This window comes from Lysobacter sp. FW306-1B-D06B, assembly GCF_038446665.1.
Classification (GTDB): Bacteria; Pseudomonadota; Gammaproteobacteria; order Xanthomonadales; family Xanthomonadaceae; genus Lysobacter_J.
Map to the genome: position 1 here is coordinate 220,119 of NZ_CP151802.1, position 13,182 is coordinate 233,300.

The following is a 13,182-nucleotide window of genomic DNA, read 5'->3' on the forward strand; positions in this document are numbered from 1 at the left end:
GGGAACGCGTCGTCCGAGTTCGGCAGTCGGAGGCAGCCGACTGCCGCCCCCCTGCCACCGTTCGTCCTGAGCGTAGGCGCACAGCGCCGAAGTCGAAGGATGGACGGGAAGCCTGCGGACCCGCTCGCCCTTCGACTTCGCTTCGCTACGCTCAGGGCGAACGGTGAAGGGGCCGCATCGCCCAAAATAAACGGGTGGAACCTGCGTTCCACCCGTCTTGATTTCCTGCAGTTGGGCGCGAAAAAACGTTACTTCCGATCCGCCGCCGTCTTGTCACGCGCCGCGCGGAATTCCGACGAGGCATCCCAGTTGGGCCAGCGATCGGAATCGGCGAGGTCGCGGCCCAGGCTGTAAAGCAGCGTCAGATCGCGCGCCATGCCGAGGAAGGTCCAGTCGGCTTCCCATTGGTCGGCGGGCTGGTGGTAGCGGTCGGCGACGTAGGCGTCTTCCATCTTCTTGCCCGCTTCCAGGCCGCCGTCGACCAGGTCGTTACCCGAGCCGAACGAGATCGCCGGCACGCCGCGCTTGGCGAAGGGGAAGTGATCGGAGCGGAAGAAGTGGCCGGCTTCCGGCTTCGGATCGGTCACGTAGTCCAGGTTCGCCAGCTTCTTGGCCTTGTCGACCAACTCGTTGAGCAGGTCCTGCTTGGCGCTGCCGGAGGTGGTGAAGTTGCGTGCCGGGCCGTGCGGGTCCAGCGCATCCATGTTGATCACCGCCACCGTCTTGCCCAGCGGGTACAGCGGCTTGGACGCGTAGTACTCCGAGCCCAGCAGGCCCTTCTCTTCCGCCGTCACGGCGAGGAAGACGACGGAGCGGTCGGGCTTGGGGCCCTTGGCGAACGCACGGCCGATCTCGATCAGCGCCGCCGTGCCGGTGGCGTTGTCGACGGCGCCGTTGTAGATGCGGTCGCCCGTGGCATCGGGCTGGCCGACGCCCAGGTGGTCCCAGTGCGCGGAATAGACGACGGTTTCATCCGGACGCTTCGCGCCTTCGATGCGGCCGACGATGTTGTGCGAGGTGATGATCTCGCGGTTCACGTCGTACTTCGCGCTCAGCGTCGCGCCTTTGAGCTCCACCGGCTTGAACGCCTTGGTCTTCGCCTTCGCCTTGAGCGCGTCGAAGTCCAGCCCCGCCTGCTTGAACAGGTCCGCGGCGAAATCGCGCTGGATCCAGCCTTCCAGCATCGGATGCACCGACGCCGGCTGATCGCGCACGACGTCGAACATGGTGTTGGTGTTGGAGTTCTTGACCGTGGCCCAACCGTACGAGGCCGGGTCGGTCTCGTGCACGATCAGCAGGCCCAGCGCGCCCTGGCGCGCGGCCTCTTCGTACTTGTAGGTCCAGCGACCGTAGTAGGTCATGGCCTTGCCGCCGAAATCGCCTTCGCCGCCGTCGAAGTCCGGATCGTTGATCAGGACGACGGCGATCTTGCCCTTCAGGTCCACGCCCTTGAAGTCGTCCCAGCCGCGCTCCGGCGCGTTCACGCCGTAACCAGCGAAGACGAGCGGTGCATTGCGGATGTCGACCTTCTTGGAGCCGTCCTGCGCGGCGCGCACGGCGATCTGCTCGCCCTGCGTGAGCGCCTGCGACTTGCCCTTCACGTTGATCGACAACGCCGGCGTGCCCTGGATCTCCGAGCGCGCCAGCGGCACGGCCTGGGTCCATTCGCGCTTGCCGTCCTTGAGGTCACCGCCGGGCTGCAGGCCCGCGGCTTTCATCTGCGCGACGACGTAGTCGACGGTCTTGGTCTCGCCGGCGGTGGCGGGGCCACGGCCTTCGAACTCGTCGGAGGACAGCACCTTCACGTCCTGCGAGAGGCGGTTGGGGTCGATCTCCGGGCCGGCCGGTTTACCGGCGACGGCGGGATTCAGGGCGACGGCGAGGGACAGCGCGAGCAGCGATACGGCCGGTAATTTCATGGGTGGGACCTGGTCGGAGTGCCGGCCGATGGTAAGGACGAAGGTGCGCGGTTGCCAGCCAACGTTGGGCAGGGGGGCTGTGCGGGATGTGGCGGTGCGCGGGGTGCGTCGCGCGGCTTGCCTGGCCCCTGTCCGGAGAGCCTCTCCCTTGAGCCCCTCTCCCTTGAGCTCCTCTCCCGCCCGCGGGAGAGGAGTGAGGGCAGCCTGCGCGCTGCGCGCGTTACCCCTCCCCAACCCCGCGGCCTTCGGGCATAGCCCGAAGGCGTTCGTCGGAATGCGCGCCATGTCGCGCAAACATCTCTCCTCACCCCTGCAAGCAGGGGAGGGAGCTCTCAACCGGAGGGACGTCAGTCCTTTTCCTTGCCGATGACCTTGCCCGTCGCCGGGTCGAGCTTCAGTTCGACGTCCTTGCCCGCGGGATCGTCGGCTTCGGCGTTCCAGATGCCGTTGTCGTAATCGACGTCGTGCACATTGGTGTAGCCGGCAGCCGACAGACGCGCGCGGACATCGGCCTCGCTCAGATTGGCGACCTGCTTGCCCGGATAGACCTGACCGGTCTTCGCATCCAGGCGTACATCCACGCTTGCGCCTTGCGCGCTGTGCGCGTCGGCCTTCCACACGCCGTCCTCGAACTTCACGTCGTTGATCTTCGTGTAGCCCTGCTCGGTCAGGCGTGCGCGCACCTGCTGTTCGGTCAGCGGTTCCTTCGGAGCGGCGCTCTGCGCGAACGCCGCGCCCGTGGCCAGCGACAGCAGCGCGGTCAGCACGATGGTCTTCTTCATCCGTTTTCCTCCTTGCGTGACAGGGGATGGAGTCTTGTGCGGCCGTCGCGAACCTTCGGTGAATCTGCGCGCCATGCGCGGGCCAGGCGTCAGCAAAATGATGAAGGGATGAAGGTGCGTCGCTGCGGCGTGGCGTGCCGAGGTGCGACGCGATGGAACCCAGTGTTGCCCCGCGACGGGTGGCCCGCGCGCGCCTGCTCGCGCAAACTGCATGCAAAGACGCTCGAATCGAGCCTCGCCTCCTTCGGCGCGCGATGCGCCACACTCGCAAACGCGTCCCCGCTTCCGCGGGACGCACAGGATTTCCCGCATGAATGCCGACTCCCTCGCCGCCCCGCTCGCCCGCCCGCTGTGGCGCGACCGTGCGCTGGTACTGGCGGGTATCGCGATGTCGGCATTCAACCTGCGCACGGCGGTGACCTCGCTCACGCCGTTGCTCGACCGGTTGGGCGAGAACTTCGGCTTCGGTTCGACGATGACCGGCGTACTCGGCATGGTGCCGACCGCAGCGTTCGCGCTGTTCGGCGTGGTGACGCCGGCGATCGCGCACCGCCTCGGCCTGGAGCGCACCGCGCTGCTGTCGATGGTGCTGGCGGCGCTCGGCCTGTTCGTGCGTGCATTCGTCGGCGACACCGCGATGCTGCTGGTCACCTCGGCGCTCGCACTGTCGGGCATGGGCATGGGCAACGTGGTGCTGCCGCCGTTGGTGAAGCGCTACTTCGCCGATCGCGTCGGCACCGTCAGCACGCTCTACATCACGGTGCTGCAGCTGGGCACGATCCTGCCGGCGCTGCTGGCCGTGCCGCTCGCGCAGGCGGCGGGCTGGCGCGTTTCGCTGGGCGCGTGGTCGCTTATCGCCGCGGCGGCCGCGCTGCCCTGGATCGGCGTGTTGTGGATGGAGCGCTACGGCCATTCGCGCCAGGCACAAGTACTGGCCAATGCGCATGACCGCGCGGTGGCGCCCGGCGACGAAGCACCGGAACTGGACGGCGCAAAGCAGGTCGACGGCCGCGTCTGGCGTTCGCCCGTGGCCTGGGGCCTGACGCTGATGTTCGGCATGACCTCGCTGACGACGTATTCGATGTTCACCTGGTTGCCGCGCCTGCTGGTGGAAGCCGGCGGCAGTCCCGCGCTGGGCGGCACGATGGTCGCGCTGTTCTCCACGATGGGCCTGCTCAGCGCCCTGGTCTTGCCGGCGTTGGCGGTGCGCATCGCCAATCCGTTCCCGATCGTGGTGGCGTGCGGCGTGAGCTATCTGGCCGCGTTCGCCGGCCTGCTGCTCGCGCCGATGGCGGCGCCGCTGCTATGGGTGGCGCTGCTCGGCCTGGGGCCGAGCACCTTCCCGCTCTCGCTCACGCTGATCAACCTGCGCACGCGCACGCCGGGCGGCTCCTCGCGGCTGTCGGGCTTCGTGCAGGGCGTGGGCTACAGCCTGAGCTGCCTGGGTCCGCTGCTGTTCGGCTGGCTGCATGCAAGCACGCGGGGCTGGGCCGGGCCGTTCGCGTTCCTGGCGCTGTGCCTGCTGGCGCTGCTCTACGGCGGCTGGCTGGCGAGCAAGCCGCGCATGCTCGAGGACACGTGGTAAGCGGCGTTTTTCGACGCAACGGCCGCAGGACGGCCCGTGCGGTTAACCTGTCGCGGTTTTCCCCGTGCCCCGATCCATGCCCCTGCGCACCATCACCGCTGCCCGCTATGTCACGCCGCTGCGCGAAGGCGGCTCGTTGCCCGCCGTCATCGAGGGCGATGACGACGGCCTGTATGTCCTGAAGTTCCGCGGCGCGGGCCAGGGCGCGAAGGCGCTGGTCGCCGAACTGGTCGCGGGCGAGATCGCACGCGCGCTCGGCCTGCCGATGCCGGAGCTGGTCTTCGTCGAGCTCGACGCCGAACTCGCGCGCACCGAACCCGATCCGGAGATCCAGGAGCTGATCCGCGCCAGCGACGGCCTAAACCTCGCACTGGATTACCTCCCCGGCGCGATCAACTTCGATCCCGTCGCCGAGCGCGTACCCGGCGCACTCGCCTCGGAGATCGTCTGGTTCGACGCCTTCGTCAGCAACGTCGACCGCAGCTTCCGCAATCCGAACCTGCTGGTCTGGCACCGCAATCCGTGGCTGATCGATCACGGCGCCGCGCTGTATTTCCACCACGGCTGGGACGGCACGCCGGCGCATGCGGGCAGCGCGTTTCCGATGATCCGCGAGCACGTGCTGCTGGCGCAGGCCGACGACATCGCCGGTGCCGACGCGCGACTGGCGGGCAAGCTCGCGCGCCAAGACTTCGAAGCCATCCTCGCCCTCGTGCCCGAGGCGTGGCTCAGCGGAACCGATACGCCGCAGGACCCGGCGCAACACCGCGCTGCGTACGTCGAACATTTCATGCAGCGGCTCGCGCAACGCGCGCGCTTCGTCGAGGAGGCGATCCATGCACGTGCCTGAGTCGCCGCGCCGCGACACCTACGACTACGCCGTGATCCGCGTCGTACCGCGCGTGGAGCGCGAGGAGTTCGTCAACGTCGGCATCCTGCTGTCGTGCCCGGCGACGAAGTTCCTGGAGGCGCGCATCGAGATCGACGAAGCGCGACTGCGCGCGCTCGACCCCGACATCGACCTGGACACGGTGCGCCGCCATCTCGCGGCGATGGAAGCGATCTGCCGCGGCGGCCCCGACGGCGGCCCCATCGGCCTGCTCCCGCAGCGCGCGCGCTTCCACTGGCTCACGGCCAAGCGCAGCTCGATCATCCAGACCTCGCCGGTGCACCTGGGACGTTGCATGCAACCGGGGGTGTCACTGGAACATCTGATGGAGCGGATGGTGCGCGTTCGGCGCGCCTGATAGCGAAATTGTCGCGGCGCAGAGCTTCCCTGCCCGCCAGTACCTTGCACGCCGGGGTACCCCACGATCCTTGTTCGGCACAGCGCCGACGCAGCCCCATGCGCTCACGGATCGGCCATCAGAACAAGGAAGCCATCATGCGTTTGACCCAACTTTGTGGAGTGATCCTGGTGTCGCTGGCTGTCACTGCCTGCGGCGGCGGCGGAAAGAAAGGCGCGGCACAGCCTTCACCCACTTCTCCCTCCACACCTCCAGCCACGCCTCCAGCCACACCTCCCTCCACGCCGCCTCAGCCAGCGCCCGCAGCGGAAGTCCAACTCACTCTCACGACCCCTGCCATCCGCCTGAAAGCGGTGTCTGGCGACGATGTGGACGCTGTTCTCGATGGTCAATGGTCGGCGACCAACCTCGGAAGCGGGCTGGTTTACCTCCAGGTCTCCGACGACCACGGCATGTTTGCCATGCCCGCCGTGCAGCCGGCCCCAGCCGGTGGCGCGTACAGTTTTGCGCTCACGTCCGCCGCGGGCCGCCGCTCGGTCGGTACGCATACCGGCATCCTGACGGTTCGCGCATGCGCTGACGCACAGTGCTTGACGCCTTATACCAACGCATCGAAGTCGGTGGAGTATTCGATCACCGTCATTCCGACGCCGGAATGGGAAACGCTGCAGGGCAATGCAGCGCACGACGGCTATGTCCCGATCACCCTGGACCCGAGCAAGTTCGTGAAGGCATGGCAGTGGACGCGACCCACGCCCGGCGTGATTGGCGGGATCAACTCCGTCGCCACTTCGGAGGGGCTGGTCTTCGTTTCCGAGGACGAGTACGCGGGCAGCCCATCGCTGTATGCACTGGACACGGCGACGGGGGAAATCCGCTGGAAGCAGCAGTTCACCAACAACTGGTCACCCGCGCTGAACCCGCCGGCGACGTCCAATGGCAACGTCTATGTGACGACCACCGGGCATGGCGGCACCTTCCTCTGGTCTTTCAAGGCGAAGGACGGCACACCGCTCGCGCAGAGCAGCTTCTCCACCCAGTGGGCCAACCTGCTTGCCCCCACCGTGAAGAACGGGCGTGTCTACGTGAACGCCGGCTCCTACGGCGGAGTCATGTATGCCTTCGATGCCACCTCCGGAACCAAGCAGTGGGAGGGAGTCGGCGGCACCTACGGGATGAACACGCCTGCCGTGGACGACAAATATCTCTACATCCACGACGGCGACGCCTTGGCTGTGCTGGACGCGGGGAGCGGCGAGTCGGTGGCGAGGATCGGCTTTGCTTCTACCGGCAGCAGCTTGTACGACTACCACGGTGCGCCGATGATCGCGTCGGCCGACAGCGTCATCGCTTGGAAGGGCGGGGCATTCAGCGGTCGAGCGGCATCCAGCGCCGAACCCTCCGCGAACCGGCAGCTCGTCGACTACGGGATTAGCCGGAAGACGACCCGCTGGAGCTCGATAAAGTCGTACAAGACCCAGCCGGCCATCGCCAAGGGCGTGGTGTACGCGGCTTCGGACAATCCAAAGTCGCTGGACGCGATCGACGAGGCAACCGGTGTTGTGCTGTGGTCGTGGGTGCCCGGAACGTCCGACACTAAATTTCACCGCAACATCGTAGTCACCAACAATCTGCTGTTTGTCAGTACCGACCGTGCGCTTTACGCGATCGACCTGGCCACGCACAGACCTGTCTGGCAAAGCGCGACCCCAGGCATGGTGGCGATTTCCGGTCAGCGCATGCTCTTCGTCACCACCGGGACCACCCTGAGCGACGGCAAGCTCGTGGCGTTCCGCACGCGTTGATCCGCGGCAACTTCCACCAAGGCTCCATGGACAGGCCATGGGGCCTGCCAAAAAGAAAAAGCCCGGCCGAAGCCGGGCTTTTTCACAACGACTGGAGCGGAAGCCTTAGGCTGCCTGCACCGCGTCGGCCTGCAGGCCCTTCTGGCCCTGGACGACGGTGAAGGACACCTTCTGACCTTCCTGCAGGCTCTTGAAGCCCGTGCCCTGGATCGAACGGAAGTGGACGAACACGTCCTCACCGTTCTCGCGGCTGATGAAGCCGAAGCCCTTGGCATCGTTGAACCACTTGACCGTACCGAATTCACGGTTCGACATGTTTTTTCTCCTTGAACGGATGTAATGGACCGCTTTCGCGGTATGGAGCTGGTTGCAAGGAGAAACGGTGCAACGATGCGAACAGAATCAACATCGGGTCACAGTCACGGTGACCCTTGACTAACGCAGCGCGGCGAATGTTGGACGTGTTTGAGCCGCAATGCAAATGCCGGTCGTCCCGGGGCATTCAGTTAGAGTCCCCGTTCAGGTTCCCCACCCGCCCCTGGCGCCAGTCATGACGGTCTATGTAGACGACGCAGTCCACCTCTGGCGCGGCCGCCGCTGGGCCCACCTGATGGCGGACACCCTGACGGAGCTGCATGCCATGGCCGAGCGCCTGGACATCCCCCGTCGCGCCTTCCAGAACAAGACCTCCGGGGCCCATTACGACGTCCCCTCGGAACTGCGCGAGCGGGCAATCGAGCTCGGAGCGGTCGCCATTTCGCGGCATCGGGACCGGGAACAGGTGCGGGCGGTGATCCGGGTGGCCAAGGCCCAGGGGCGCGGCGAGGCGCCCTGAGGCTGCGGGACCGGGCCCGCGCACGTATCCTGTGCGGCCCGCCGGCGCCTGCCGTCGGACCGACCGCCACGCGAGACCCGCTCCAGGACGCACGCCATGACCGATACGCCCCCCGACCGCCTCTCCAACGACCCGCGCAGCCCGTTCTACGACGAGACGGTGCTGGAGCGCGGCATCGGCATCCGCTTCAACGGCGTGGAGCGTTCCAACGTCGAGGAGTACTGCATCAGTGAGGGCTGGGTCCGGCTGCCGGTGGGCAAGTCGCTGGACCGCCGTGGCAATCCGATGACGATGAAGGCCAAGGGCAAGGTCGAGGCCTGGTACCGCGACGAGCCGGCCGCCGAGTGACGGCGCGGGCCGCGCCGCCGCGGCCCTTCCTTTAAAGCCCGGCCAGATAACGGCCCGGGTCGACGCGCTGGCCGTACTGGCGCACTTCGAAATGCAGGTGCGGGCCGGTCGAACGACCGGTCGAGCCCATCTTGGCGATCTCCTCCCCCGCCAGCACCACATCGCCGGTGCGCACTTCGAGCTTGCTGTTGTGCGCGTACAACGTCACCACGCCATGGCCGTGGTCGATCATCACCACGTTGCCGTAGTCCTTGCTGTAGCGCGCCTGCACGACCACACCATCGCCGGAGGCGTGCACGGGCGTGCCCACGCGACCGGCAAAGTCGATGCCGCTGTGGAAGGCGTCGCCGCGCCCGAGCGGGTCATGGCGGCGGCCGAATCCCGAGGTGATGCGCAGCGGCGTCACGGGCAGGAGCTGCGGCAGCGTGTCGTCGTGCGCGACCTTGGGGGAGGTCCACAGCGCGGCCGAGAGGTCCAGGGCGTCGGTCGGATCGGGACGAAGCGCGTCCATCGACGACAGGCCTGCCGTTACCTCAAAAGGGGCCTTCGGCGCGTCGGCGGGGATGTAAGGCCCGCCCTGGCCCAACCCCTGCGTCGCGAACAGCCCGGCGATCTCGGCATGCGAGCGGGCCCAGGCGGAGCCGACACTCACCGTCGAGGCCACGAGGACGGCCACGCAGACGATCTGCAGGCTGGAGCGCCAGGCGCATCGACGGGAAGGGGCATTGGACTTGCGAACGACGGGGGACATGCGGCGGCTCCGTGAGGGGCTGTGCGTCCATCAGCGGGGGACGCGAGGGTGGACTCCTGGGCGAATGCCGGCGCGATGCTGCAGGCCGGCGGGGTGCACCTGGGGGGTGCGGGGCGGATTCTCCGGAGCGGCCGGAGCGTCGATATGGGAACAGTCCGAAAAAGTCGCAGAGCCGCTGTGTGCCCAGTTCAGGCGCAGTGAAGGGCGGGGGGCGGTTCAGCCCCGGTTCGCCAAAAACAGACAAACGGCGGCTGTATGCCACCCGGTTGCGCAGCGCTCATGGCGGGGTCGCGGTGGGAGAATCCAGGGGCACCCACCCTCTGGAGGCCGCCATGAACCCGCGCCTCGTCGTTCTCGCCCTCGCGCTCGCACTGGCCGCCTCGAGCGCCACCGCCGCCGTGCGCAACGTCACCGACCCCAACGCGCCCCGCGCCCTGCCCGAAGCCGGCCCGGTCAACGTGCGCTGGGAAGACCCCTCGAAGTTCACCGAGCTGCGCTACACCTCCAACCGATGGGAAGCGTCCCGCGGCAACTGGGTGCAGGAACTGGCCGAATACATGCGCGATCGCGCGCAGCGGCAACTGCCGCCGGGTCAGCGGCTGGACGTGGACATCCTCGACATCCGCCGCGCCGGCTCCTTCGAACCCTGGCACGGCCCGGACCTGCAATACACGCGCATCATCCGCGACATCTATCCGCCGCGCATGACACTCAACGTGCGCCTGACCGATGCGGACGGCAACGTGATCGCGCAGGGCGAGCGCCGGCTGAGCGACTCGGGATTCCTGATGAGCGATTCCTCCTCGCTCAACAGCGATCCGCTGCGCTTCGAAAAACGGCTGATCGACCGCTGGATCAGCCGCGAACTCACGGCGACGAAGCCCGACGCGTGAGCGTTACTGCTTGAGCTTCCAGCCGGTGCGGAAGATCCACCACACCACGCCCAAGCACAGCAGCAGGAAGCCGACGATCGCCGTCGCACTGACGGCAACGTTGACGTCGGCGATGCCGAAGAAACTCCAGCGGAAGCCGCTGATCAGATACACGACCGGATTGAACAGCGCGATCTTCTGCCACAGCGGCGGCAGCATGCTGATCGAATAGAACGCGCCGCCCAGGAAGGTCAGCGGCGTGATGATCATCAGCGGCACCAACTGCAGGCGCTGGAAGCTGTCGGCCCACAGGCCGATGATGAAGCCGAACAGGCTGAAGGTCAGCGCGGTCAGCACGAGGAAGCACAGCATCCAGAACGGATGCTGGATCTCGTACGGCACGAAGAAGCGCGCGGTCAGCAGGATCAGCGTGCCCAGCATCAGCGACTTGGTGGCCGCCGCGCCGACGTAGCCGATGACGATCTCCATCGCCGACACCGGCGCCGACAGCAGTTCGTAGATCGTGCCGGCCCACTTGGGCATGTAGATGCCGAAGGATGCGTTGGAGATGCTCTCGCTCAGCAGCGACAGCATGATCAGGCCCGGGATGATGAAGGCGCCGTAGCTGACGCCGTCGACCTCGCCCATGCGCCCGCCGATGGCCGCGCCGAAGACGATGAAGTACAGCGAGGTGGACAGCACCGGCGAGACGATGCTCTCCATCAGCGTGCGGAAGGTGCGGGCCATCTCGAAGCGATAGATGGCGCGGATCGCGTGCAGGTTCATGCGCGCGCCTCCCGACCCCGGTGGACCAGGCTGACGAAGATGTCCTCCAGCGAACTCTCGCTGGAATGCAGGTCCCTGAAGTCGATGCCGTGCTGCTGCAAGCGGCGCAGCAGCGGCGCGATGCCGGTTTCCTGCGCCTGCACATCGAAGGTGAAGACCAGCGAATGGCCGTCCTCGGTCAGCTCCAGCGCGTAATCGGCCATGTCCTCGGGAATGCGTTCCAGCGGCGCCTGCAGCGTCAGCGTGAGCTGCTTCTTGCCGAGCTTGCGCATCAGCGTGCGCTTGTCCTCCACCAGCACCAGTTCGCCGTGGTTGATCACGCCGATGCGGTCGGCCATGTCCTCGGCTTCCTCGATGTAGTGCGTGGTGAGGATGATGGTGGTGCCGTTCTCGCGCAGCCGGCGGACCATTTCCCACATGTCGTGGCGAAGTTCGACGTCGACGCCGGCGGTGGGTTCGTCCAGGAACAGGATGGACGGCTCGTGCGCCAGCGCCTTGGCGATCAGCACGCGGCGCTTCATGCCGCCGGACAGCGCCATGATCTTGCTGTCCTTCTTGTCCCACAGCGACAGGTCGCGCAGCACCTTTTCCAGATAGGCCGGATCCGGGGCCTTGCCGAACAGACCGCGGCTGAACTTCACCGTCGCCCACACGCTCTCGAACGCGTCGGTGGACAGCTCCTGCGGCACCAGCCCGATCTTGCTGCGCGCGGCGCGGTAGTCGCGCACGATGTCGTGGCCGTCGGCGGTGACGGTGCCGGAACTGGCGTTGACGATGCCGCACACGATGCTGATCAGCGTGGTCTTGCCGGCGCCGTTGGGACCGAGCAGCGCGAATATCTCGCCGCGACGGATCTGCAGGTCGATGCCCTTGAGCGCTTGGAACCCGGTCGAATACGTCTTGGTGAGACCCCGCACGTCGATGACGGGATCGTGGATCTGCGTGTCGGCGTCGCGCGCCATGCCGCGTTCCTTTTCCTGCGATGTATCGGCGGCATCGTACCGGAGCGGCACGCCCTGCACGCCGCTCATCCCATCCGTCCCAGGCGTTGTTTCGGTGCGGCTTCGGTGCAGGCGCGGGTGAAGCGCGCCAGCAGCGTGCGCACGCCGGGCAGGATCACCCAGGCCGCGGGCAGCGCGACGGCGAAGGCCACGGGCCATCCGCGCAGCCATGCCGTCACGAGCCCCGGGGCGAGGCCGTGGTGCAAGGTGGTCATGGCGAAACTCATCACGCCCGACATCAGCGTGACCACGAGCGGGACGAAGGCGAACCGGGCCAGTCGGGGCGTGAGCATGGGGCGTTCCGTGCGGTCGGGGGATCGACAGCGTAGGCAGGCGCGCCGCGCGCGATAAGCCCGCCACGAGGGGAAGAACCGTCCCGTCAGCGGGCGAATGGGCGAAGGGTGCCTTTCGGTACACGGTGCGGTCGCCGGCATGGGCCACAATGCGCGCTCCGACGACCCCACTGCTGGAGCGCCATGAAATTCCTGCTGATGGTCTACACCGATCCCGTCCTGCTCGACGCGCTTCCCGAAGGCGAGTTCGACCGCCTCATGAAGGGCTGCCTGCACAAGGCCGATGAACTGCGCGCGGCCGGCATCCTGCTGGATTCGCAGCAACTGGAACTGCCCGCGACCGCGCGCTCGGTGCGCACGCGCAACGGCAGCACGCACGTCCTGGACGGCCCGTTCGCCGAAGCGAAGGAAGTCTTCGCCGGTTTCAACCTGATCGAAGCGCCCAACATCGAGGAAGCCGTGCGCATCGCCCACAGTTTTCCGTGGACGCGCACGGGCTCGATCGAAGTGCGGCCGGTGCGCGACCTGGAAGCGGTGCGCGAGCGCGTGGGAGCCTGACGCGGGTCGGGTCGCGCGTCAGGCCGGCGGGCGCGCGCCGCAATGGCAGCATTTGCTGCCCCACGCGTTCGACGGTCCGATCCAGTTGCCGCCCCGGGTGAAGAACCGCTTGCCGCATTCGGGGCAGACGAACCAGGTGAACCAGAGGCCGTTGACCACGCAGGCCGCCATCCACGGCACCGCGATCCACAACATCGCGTCGTCGGCCCATCCGAGCGCCTTGAAGACGAGATTGAAGGCGATCATGACCGGCAGGTAGAGCCCGAGGCCGGCGTACATCAGCACCCGCCCCACGCGGTAACGGCGCCATTGCGCCCGTCGCAGCGTCCACTTCTCCCCGGGAGTGACCATCGCGCGCTCCGTGTGCCCGGCCCCCATCCTAGCGGGGCAGGCGAGCGGG

The 13,182-nt window shown here is 67.2% G+C and carries 16 protein-coding genes; 8 read left to right on the forward strand and 8 right to left on the reverse strand.

Annotated elements, in window-relative coordinates; genetic code table 11:
• Positions 1 to 248: 248 nt before the first annotated feature.
• Together AAFF32_RS01055 and AAFF32_RS01060 are read right to left on the reverse strand one after the other, a co-directional pair.
• On the reverse strand, positions 249 to 1,919 hold the full coding sequence (locus AAFF32_RS01055) for a M28 family metallopeptidase (RefSeq protein ID WP_342316192.1): 1,671 nt from the start codon (positions 1,917 to 1,919) through the stop codon (positions 249 to 251).
• Positions 1,920 to 2,266: 347 nt separating this feature from the next.
• Positions 2,267 to 2,701 (reverse strand): PepSY domain-containing protein, encoded by a 435-nt coding sequence (locus tag AAFF32_RS01060; RefSeq protein WP_342316194.1) that lies wholly within the window; start codon positions 2,699 to 2,701, stop codon positions 2,267 to 2,269.
• Between the two features lie 310 nt (positions 2,702 to 3,011).
• Between AAFF32_RS01060 and AAFF32_RS01065 the strand changes: the two genes are divergently transcribed.
• The 4 genes from AAFF32_RS01065 to AAFF32_RS01080 all read left to right on the forward strand — a co-directional run bounded on the left by AAFF32_RS01065 (position 3,012) and on the right by AAFF32_RS01080 (position 7,338).
• Positions 3,012 to 4,286 (forward strand): MFS transporter, encoded by a 1,275-nt coding sequence (locus tag AAFF32_RS01065; RefSeq protein ID WP_342316195.1) that lies wholly within the window; start codon positions 3,012 to 3,014, stop codon positions 4,284 to 4,286.
• Between the two features lie 82 nt (positions 4,287 to 4,368).
• Positions 4,369 to 5,136 (forward strand): HipA family kinase, encoded by a 768-nt coding sequence (locus tag AAFF32_RS01070; protein ID WP_342317191.1) that lies wholly within the window; start codon positions 4,369 to 4,371, stop codon positions 5,134 to 5,136.
• Complete coding sequence (locus AAFF32_RS01075) at positions 5,123 to 5,533, forward strand: DUF3037 domain-containing protein (RefSeq protein ID WP_342316197.1); 411 nt, start codon at positions 5,123 to 5,125, stop codon at positions 5,531 to 5,533. The genes AAFF32_RS01070 and AAFF32_RS01075 overlap by 14 nt, the downstream gene beginning before the upstream one ends.
• A 137-nt stretch (positions 5,534 to 5,670) precedes the next feature.
• Positions 5,671 to 7,338: a PQQ-binding-like beta-propeller repeat protein gene (locus tag AAFF32_RS01080; protein WP_342316198.1), complete on the forward strand. Its 1,668-nt coding sequence runs from the start codon at positions 5,671 to 5,673 to the stop codon at positions 7,336 to 7,338.
• 105 nt (positions 7,339 to 7,443) lie between these two features.
• Here AAFF32_RS01080 and AAFF32_RS01085 read toward each other — a convergent pair whose 3' ends face one another.
• A complete protein-coding gene (locus AAFF32_RS01085) occupies positions 7,444 to 7,653 on the reverse strand; it encodes a cold-shock protein (protein ID WP_216965737.1) in 210 nt (69 codons plus the stop codon).
• A gap of 235 nt (positions 7,654 to 7,888) precedes the next feature.
• Here AAFF32_RS01085 and AAFF32_RS01090 point away from each other — a divergent pair, with 235 nt between their 5' ends.
• Positions 7,889 to 8,173, forward strand: coding sequence for a DUF4031 domain-containing protein (locus AAFF32_RS01090; protein WP_216965735.1), 285 nt, complete (start codon positions 7,889 to 7,891; stop codon positions 8,171 to 8,173).
• Positions 8,174 to 8,269: 96 nt separating this feature from the next.
• Positions 8,270 to 8,521 (forward strand): DUF3297 family protein, encoded by a 252-nt coding sequence (locus AAFF32_RS01095; RefSeq protein WP_216965733.1) that lies wholly within the window; start codon positions 8,270 to 8,272, stop codon positions 8,519 to 8,521.
• A gap of 31 nt (positions 8,522 to 8,552) precedes the next feature.
• Here AAFF32_RS01095 and AAFF32_RS01100 read toward each other — a convergent pair whose 3' ends face one another.
• A complete protein-coding gene (locus AAFF32_RS01100; RefSeq protein WP_216965731.1) occupies positions 8,553 to 9,272 on the reverse strand; it encodes a M23 family metallopeptidase in 720 nt (239 codons plus the stop codon).
• 332 nt (positions 9,273 to 9,604) lie between these two features.
• Here AAFF32_RS01100 and AAFF32_RS01105 point away from each other — a divergent pair, with 332 nt between their 5' ends.
• Positions 9,605 to 10,165, forward strand: a complete 561-nt coding sequence (locus AAFF32_RS01105) for a DUF3016 domain-containing protein (protein WP_342316199.1) — start codon at positions 9,605 to 9,607, stop codon at positions 10,163 to 10,165.
• 3 nt (positions 10,166 to 10,168) lie between these two features.
• Here AAFF32_RS01105 and AAFF32_RS01110 read toward each other — a convergent pair whose 3' ends face one another.
• The 3 genes from AAFF32_RS01110 to AAFF32_RS01120 all read right to left on the reverse strand — a co-directional run bounded on the left by AAFF32_RS01110 (position 10,169) and on the right by AAFF32_RS01120 (position 12,224).
• Positions 10,169 to 10,930, reverse strand: a complete 762-nt coding sequence (locus tag AAFF32_RS01110) for an ABC transporter permease (RefSeq protein WP_216965727.1) — start codon at positions 10,928 to 10,930, stop codon at positions 10,169 to 10,171.
• A complete protein-coding gene (locus AAFF32_RS01115; RefSeq protein ID WP_342317193.1) occupies positions 10,927 to 11,892 on the reverse strand; it encodes an ABC transporter ATP-binding protein in 966 nt (321 codons plus the stop codon). The genes AAFF32_RS01110 and AAFF32_RS01115 overlap by 4 nt, the downstream gene beginning before the upstream one ends.
• Positions 11,893 to 11,957: 65 nt before the next feature.
• On the reverse strand, positions 11,958 to 12,224 hold the full coding sequence (locus AAFF32_RS01120) for a DUF2798 domain-containing protein (RefSeq protein ID WP_342316200.1): 267 nt from the start codon (positions 12,222 to 12,224) through the stop codon (positions 11,958 to 11,960).
• Positions 12,225 to 12,407: 183 nt separating this feature from the next.
• Between AAFF32_RS01120 and AAFF32_RS01125 the strand changes: the two genes are divergently transcribed.
• Complete coding sequence (locus tag AAFF32_RS01125) at positions 12,408 to 12,782, forward strand: YciI family protein (RefSeq protein WP_342316201.1); 375 nt, start codon at positions 12,408 to 12,410, stop codon at positions 12,780 to 12,782.
• Positions 12,783 to 12,800: 18 nt separating this feature from the next.
• Here AAFF32_RS01125 and AAFF32_RS01130 read toward each other — a convergent pair whose 3' ends face one another.
• A complete protein-coding gene (locus tag AAFF32_RS01130) occupies positions 12,801 to 13,133 on the reverse strand; it encodes an FAD-dependent monooxygenase (protein ID WP_216965722.1) in 333 nt (110 codons plus the stop codon).
• Positions 13,134 to 13,182 lie beyond the last annotated feature (49 nt).